The sequence below is a fragment of the Aquipuribacter hungaricus genome, assembly GCF_037860755.1.
GTDB lineage: Bacteria > Actinomycetota > Actinomycetes > Actinomycetales > JBBAYJ01 > Aquipuribacter > Aquipuribacter hungaricus.
Genome location: NZ_JBBEOI010000195.1, coordinates 1 through 6,604, shown reverse-complemented (window position 1 = coordinate 6,604; position 6,604 = coordinate 1). Strand labels below are relative to the sequence as shown.

7 protein-coding genes are annotated in these 6,604 nt (G+C 78.2%); 5 read left to right on the top strand and 2 right to left on the bottom strand.

Annotated elements, in window-relative coordinates:
• The 3 genes from WCS02_RS15825 to WCS02_RS15815 form a co-directional block, all read left to right on the top strand.
• Positions 1-607, top strand: a 607-nt coding sequence (locus WCS02_RS15825; RefSeq protein ID WP_422665428.1) for a hypothetical protein, incomplete at its 5' end; no start/stop codon positions are given.
• A complete protein-coding gene (locus WCS02_RS15820; protein ID WP_340294970.1) occupies positions 604-1,098 on the top strand; it encodes a hypothetical protein in 495 nt (164 codons plus the stop codon). The genes WCS02_RS15825 and WCS02_RS15820, both read left to right, overlap by 4 nt.
• Before the next feature lie 58 nt (positions 1,099-1,156).
• A complete protein-coding gene (locus WCS02_RS15815; RefSeq protein ID WP_340294968.1) occupies positions 1,157-2,044 on the top strand; it encodes a Gfo/Idh/MocA family protein in 888 nt (295 codons plus the stop codon).
• Between the two features lie 30 nt (positions 2,045-2,074).
• On the opposite strand, the gene WCS02_RS15810 is transcribed toward WCS02_RS15815, so the two are convergent.
• Positions 2,075-3,034 carry a nucleoside hydrolase gene (locus WCS02_RS15810; protein ID WP_340294966.1) on the bottom strand — a complete coding sequence of 320 codons (960 nt, stop codon included), beginning with the start codon at positions 3,032-3,034 and terminating at the stop codon, positions 2,075-2,077.
• Positions 3,035-3,097: 63 nt separating this feature from the next.
• Between WCS02_RS15810 and WCS02_RS15805 the strand changes: the two genes are divergently transcribed.
• Positions 3,098-4,183, top strand: a complete 1,086-nt coding sequence (locus tag WCS02_RS15805) for a winged helix DNA-binding domain-containing protein (RefSeq protein WP_340294964.1) — start codon at positions 3,098-3,100, stop codon at positions 4,181-4,183.
• Between the two features lie 89 nt (positions 4,184-4,272).
• Positions 4,273-5,145, top strand: a complete 873-nt coding sequence (locus WCS02_RS15800) for an LLM class flavin-dependent oxidoreductase (protein WP_340294962.1) — start codon at positions 4,273-4,275, stop codon at positions 5,143-5,145.
• Positions 5,146-5,191: 46 nt separating this feature from the next.
• Here WCS02_RS15800 and WCS02_RS15795 read toward each other — a convergent pair.
• On the bottom strand, positions 5,192-6,604 hold a 1,413-nt coding region (locus WCS02_RS15795; protein WP_340294960.1), incomplete at its 5' end, for a hypothetical protein.

Here is a 6,604-nt window from a genome sequence, read left to right as displayed (position 1 = left end):
CGCCGCGACCGGGGCCGCCCTGGTCGCGGCGGGTGCCGCGTGGCTCGTCGCCGACGCCGGCCTGGTAGAGGGCCGCCCCGCGGTGCTCGCCGCCTGCGCCGCCCTCGTCGTCCTGGGCCTCGTGCTCGTCGGCCTCGGCGTCGCCGGGCGCCGCGACGGCGGCGTCGGGTTCACCACCTTCCTCGTCCTGCTCGCGGTCGTCGCCGCCCTGCTCGTGCCCAGCTGGCGCACCAGCCAGGTCGCCGGCGAGCGCACCTGGGCCCCGGACGACGTCCGCGAGGCCCGCCTCGGCGGCTCCGTCGGCCTCGGCGACGGCTACCTCGACCTGTCCGGCCTGGAGGACCTGCCCTCCGGGGCCGCGGTCGAGGTGCCCGTCCGGGTCGGCATCGGCGAGCTCACGGTCCTCGTCCCGGAGGGGATGGACGTCCGGGTCGACGCCGGCGCCGTCGTCGGCGGCACCCGGGTCGGCGAGGACGGCACGGGCGACGGCGAGAGCGACGGCGGCCTGGCGCTCGACCGCCGGCTGCTCGACGCCGACGACCCGCAGGTCGTCGTCGACGCCTTCGTCGGCATCGGCACGGTCGTCGTGCTGGAGGTCGAGCAGTGAGCCCCGACGCCGAGCCCGGCACCACCCCGACCAGCACCCCGGCCAGCACCCCGCCTGTCATCCCGCCCAGCTCCGCAGACACCGCCCAGGAGACGACCGTGGACCTCACCAAGACCACCACCGGCCCCGCCACGACCAGCCCCGCCGATGCCGACCCGTACGGCGCCCCCGCCGGGCCCGACCCGTACGGCCCCGCCGCGTCCGACCCGTACGCCCCCGCCGCGTCGGACCCCTACGGCGCCACCCGCAGCACCGCGGCGACCGAGGCGCCCGCGCAGGCCCCCGCCCCCGTCGTCGTCGAGCCGCGCGGCCCGGCGCTCGGCACCCTGGTGTGGGGCTGCATCGCCCTGGCGGTGGCGGGCCTGCTCGGCGCCTGGGAGCTGGTGGCGGTCCGCGTCGACCTCGCGCTGGCCCTCCCGGTCGCCATGGTCACCCTGGGCCTGCTGCTCGTGGTGGGCGCCGTCGTCACCGCCGTCCGCCAGCGCCGCTGAGCCCGTGCCAGGCTGTGGCGCTGCCGGACCGACGGCGGCCCGGGGTCAGGAGGCGCACGTGCGGGTAGGGCTGGTCGGGACCGGGTACTGGGCGACCGAGGTGCACGCCAGGGGCGTCGCCGCCGTCGACGGCGTCGAGCTGGCGGGGGTCTGGGGACGCGACCCGGCCAAGGCCGAGGAGCTCGCGGCCGCGCACGGCACCACCGCCTACGCCGACGCGGGCGAGATGTTCGCGGCCGTGGACGCCGTGACCTTCGCCGTCCCGCCCTCGGTGCAGGCCCCGCTGGCCGTGCAGGCCGCCCGCGCCGGCTGCCACCTGCTGCTGGAGAAGCCGACCGCCCTCACCGTGGAGGACGCCGACGCCGTCGTCGCCGCGGTCGAGGAGGCCGGGGTCACCTCGGTCGTGTTCGTCACCGCCCGGCACCAGGCGCCCGTCGAGGCGTGGGTGCAGGAGGTCGCCGCCCAGGGTGGCTGGGCCGGCGCCGTCGCGGTCTGGGCCGGGTCGATCTACCACGAGGGCAGCCCGTTCGCGCACTCCGCCTGGCGCCAGGAGCAGGGCGCGCTGTGGGACATCGGCCCGCACGCCCTGTCGGTCCTGGTCCCCGTGCTCGGCGCGGTCACCGACGTCACCGCGGCGGCCGGCGCCGGCGACACCGTCCACCTCGTCCTGCGGCACCAGGGCGGGGCGTCGAGCACCGCGACCGTGAGCCTCACCGTGCCCGAGCCGGCCGCCACCCTCCGGTTCGACGTCTACGGCCGCGACGGCTGGGCGTCGATCCCCCGCGACCACGGCGTCGAGCCGCAGGACGCGCACGCCTCTGCGCTGCGCTCCCTCGTCACCGCCGCGCAGGGCGGGCCCGCCCACCCCGCGGACGCCCGGGCCGGCGCGGAGACCGTGCGCGTCCTCGCCCGCGCCCAGGAGCAGCTGGACCGCGCACGCGGCTGACCCGGTGACCTGGGACGGAGCACCTGCCGGTCAGCGGTAGGTCGCCACCGCGTCCAGGAGCAGGTCGAAGAACGCCCCGACCCGCAGCTCCAGCCCCACCGTCGCGGTGTCCGGCCGGCCCGTCACCCGGTCGAGGTCGACGACCGTGGCGCCGGCCGTCCAGCGCCCCTGCGTCTCCACGACCAGGTTGGCGCGCACCGTCCGCACCAGGGTCGGGTCGGCGACCATCGCCACCGCGACCGGGTCGTGCAGCGGCGGGTCCGTCATCCCGAACACCTCGGCGTACCGGTCGCCGAAGAACGTCATGAGCTCCGCGCACAGCGTGCCGACCGGTGTGCCCAGCGCCGTGAACCGCGCGACCACCTCGGGCGTGACCAGGGCCTGGTGGGTGAGGTCGAGCCCGACCATGGTCAGCGGCAGCGCGTCGAGCACCTCCGCCGCGGCCTCCGGGTCGTTGGCGGCGTTGGCCTCCGCGAGCGGCTGGATGTTGCCCCGCCCCGTCGAGCCGCCCATCCACACCACCTCGCGGACGCGGTCGCGCAGCGCCGGGTGGGCGCGCAGGAGCAGCGCGACGTTCGTCAGGGCGCCGGTCGCCACCACGGTGACCGGCTCGTCGGCCGCGCGCAGGGTGTCGGCCAGGAGCGTGACGGCGTCCCGGTCGTCGGCGCGCACCGTGGGCTCGGGCAGCAGCGGGCCGTCGAGCCCGCTCTCGCCGTGGATGTCCGCGGCCACCCGCAGCGGACGGACCAGCGGACGGTCCGCCCCGCGAGCGACCGGCACCCCGGTGATCCCGGCCACGGTGCAGACCGCGAGGGCGTTGCGCAGGCAGCGGTCGACGGTCTGGTTGCCGTGGACGACGGTCACCGCCCGCAGGTCCAGGCGGGGGTCGGCGTGGGCCAGGAGCAGCGCGAGGGCGTCGTCGTGGCCGGGGTCGCAGTCGAGGACGACGGGGACCGGACGGGCGCCGGGGGCCAGGGAGGGCAGGGGCACCCGGTCGAGCATGGCGGTCAGGGCCCGTGCCGTCCTGTCGGACCCCGCGGCGACCCTGGGCGGGTGATCGCGACCGGGGACGTCGGCCTGCTGCGGCTGGTCGCGCTCGGCCTGGTCGGCGTGCCCGGCGGCACCGACCCGGCCACCGCGGTGCGCGGGCTGCTCGCGGCGCAGGCGCAGGACCTGCCGGGCGCGGTCACGTCGGTGGCGCTGCGCAGCCGGCCGTCGGACCGGGCGGCGGTGCTGTCGGCGATGGACGCGGGCACGCTGGTCCGGTCCTGGCCGATGCGGGGCACCCTCCACCTGGTCGCGGCGGAGGACCTGCCGTGGCTGCTGCCCCTCGCCGGTCCCCGGATGGTCGCCCGGTCCGCCGCGCGCCGCCGCGAGCTCGGGCTCGACGACAGGACCGTCGCCCTGGCGGGAGAGGTCGCCCTGGCGGCGCTCGCCGACGGCGCGGCGCTGTCTCGCGCGGAGCTGATGGCGACCTGGGAGCGGTCGGGCGTCGCCACCACCGGCCAGCGCGGCTACCACCTGCTCGCGCACCTGGCCGAGACCGGCCGGGTCTGCCTGGGGCCGACGACAGGGACGTCGACCGAGCAGCTCGTCGTCGCCTCCGACGGCTGGCTGCCCGAGGTGCCCGCCGTCGACCGGGACGAGGCGCTGGCCCGGCTCGCGCGCCGCTACCTGGGCAGCCACGGCCCGGCCACGGTCGCGGACCTGGCGCGCTGGGCGTCCTTGCCCGTCACCGAGGTGCGGCGGGGCGTGGCCGCGGTGCGGGCAGAGCTCGAGGCGGTCGCCGTCGAGGGCCGCGACGGCGTCGAGCACCTCCTGGACCCGTCGGTCCGGGACCGTCTGGCCGCCTGCCGCGAGGAGGCCGAGGGCGTGCTCCTGCTGCCGGGCTTCGACGAGTACCTGCTGGGCTACGCCGACCGCGACGCCGTCCTGGCCCCCGCGCACGCCGAGCGGATCGTCCCCGGCCGGAACGGGGTGTTCCGGCCGACCGTGGTGGTCGGCGGGCAGGTGGTGGCCACCTGGCGGCACGTCCCCTCCCGCCGGGGCGCGCCCGCCTCGGTCGACGTCGACGGCTTCGACGCGCTGCCGGCGGGCGTGGCGGAACGGGTGCGCGAGGTGCACGCCGCACTGCCGTGAGACGGGACCCCGCCGACGCGGGCTGCGTCGACGCCCAGGAGCGCCCACCGCGCCCCGGGGCGGCCGCGTCCGGCCGTAGGGTCGCCGCCGTGCGCACCGGCATCGTCGTCCTCCCGCAGCAGCGCTGGTCCGAGGCGGCCCGGACCTGGCGGCGGACCGAGGAGCTCGGGTTCGCCCACGCGTGGACCTACGACCACCTGTCGTGGCGCTCGCTGCGCGACCAGCCGTGGTTCGCCACCGTCCCGACCCTGACCGCCGCGGCGACGGTGACGTCGACGATCCGGCTCGGGACCTGGGTGGCGAGCCCGAACTTCCGCCACCCGGTCCCGTTCGCCAAGGAGCTGATGAGCCTGGACGACATCAGCGGCGGCCGGTTCGTCCTGGGCGTCGGCTCGGGCGGCGCCGGCGCGGACGCGACCGTGCTCGGGGAGCCGCCGCTGCCGCAGGCCCGCCGGACGGCCCGGTTCGAGGAGTTCGTCGACCTGCTCGACCGGCTGCTGCGGCAGCGGTCGACGACGTGGCGCGGGGAGTTCTACGCCGCCGACGACGCCCGGATGATCCCCGGCGGGCCCAGCGAGCCCCGGCTGCCGTTCGTCGTGGCGGCCGACGGGCCCCGCGGGATGCGGCTGGCGGCCCGGGTCGGCCAGGGCTGGGCCACCACCGGACCTGCCGGCGGCGCCGGCCCGCGCGACTGGTGGGCAGGCGTCGAGGACGCGCACCGGACGTTCACCGAGACCCTCGAGGCGCAGGGCCGGCACCCGGACGCCGTCGACCGCTACCTCAGCGTCGACGCCGGCGCGTACGCGCTGGCCTCGGTCGACGACTTCCTCCGCGCGCACGAGCGGGCCCGCGCCATCGGCTTCACCGACCTGGTCACGCACTGGCCGCGCGCGGAGGGCGTGTACGCGGGCGACGAGCACGTCCTCGAGGCGGTCGCCGCCCGGCTCCCCGGCCTCGGCTGACCGGCCCGGCCGAGGATCGCGCCCCCGACCGGACCCGGCACGCGGGTCAGCCCAGCGGGGGGCAGCGCCTGAGCAGCGTCGAGTCGCTGGGGACGCCGGCTGCCACGCGGACCTCGCCGACCGCCCCGGTCCAGGCAGCCGGGTCCGGCCCGCCGGCGCCGCCCAGCCGCAGCGGGCCGGTCGCCGCCCACGGTGCCGGGGCCGCGACGGTGCCTGCCCGGTCGAGCTCCCAGCCCTGCTCGCCGAAGTCCCCGGGGACGGGGTGGCAGACCCACAGCGAGAGCGTGCCGGCGGTCGCGTCGTGCACCCCCGTGACGACGGCCCACGCGCCGGCCTCGGCCTCGATGCCGGACAGCACGGTGGTCGGCGCGGCGGTCACGGCGTCGGCCACGGGCACACCGAAGGACCAGCAGCTGCCGGTGCCGTCGTCGCACGGCTGGTACCCCAGCCGGAACCCTGCGGTCGCCGTGCCGTCCTGGCTGAGCGCCGTCGCCGCGCCGCCGGTGACGGCGGACCGGAGCGACGCGGACACGGAGTAGCTGCCGGTCGTCGTGACGGCCGGCGCCGAGGTACGGGCGACGTCGTCGGCGCCGTCGAGGTCCAGGGCCAGGTCCGTCGTGCTGCCCAGCATCGCGAGCAGGCCGCCCACCCGGGTCTCCAGCGACGGGCTGAGGGTCATCGGCAGCGGGTCACCCCCGTCCGGCGTCGCGGACGCCGCGCGCGTGCCCGTCGTCTCGTCGAACCGCCAGGTCACCTGCCGCGGCGAGCCGGAGGGCACCACCACGTCGTAGCCGGTCACGGGGCTGAGCCAGCCCGCCCGGTCGACCGACCGGACCTCCAGCCGGGTGCTCCCCTCCGACGTCGGGGTGACCGTGACGGTGGGCGAGTCGCCGGTGACGGCCGTCACGGGCACGCCGCCGCCGAGCGAGTACCGGTACCCCACCACGTCGTCGGACCCGCCGGCGCCCAGCACGAACGACCCTGGCTGTCCCACGCCCCCCGAGGGCACGCCCGGCAGGTAGACCGGCTGCGTCCCGACGGCCACGGCCGTCACGGTCGGCGGTGCCGGCGCCACGAGGTCGACCTCGAGCTCGCACGACACCGACGGCCCGCGCCGCTGCCCCGCGTCGACGGTGTGCGTGCGGACGCGGTAGACCCCGCCGTGCTCGAGACCGCCCACCTGGACGGCGTGCCCGGCACCGGACACCTGGGGTGCCGTCACTGTCGACCAGACGACCTCGCCGGTCGAGGGGGACCGCAGGCTCGTCACGCTGACGACCGCCTGGACGCGCCCGCCGTCGCGGTCCCGGTGGACGGCGTAGACCGTGGGGGTGCCGGACCGGACGGCCGGACGGGCGTCCCCGGTCGCGCACGGGGCGGCCGGGTCGCTGAGGACCGCGCCCGTCGGCCGCAGCGGCGGGCGGTCGACCGTGGCCCGGGCGGCGGCCCCGTCGCGGGC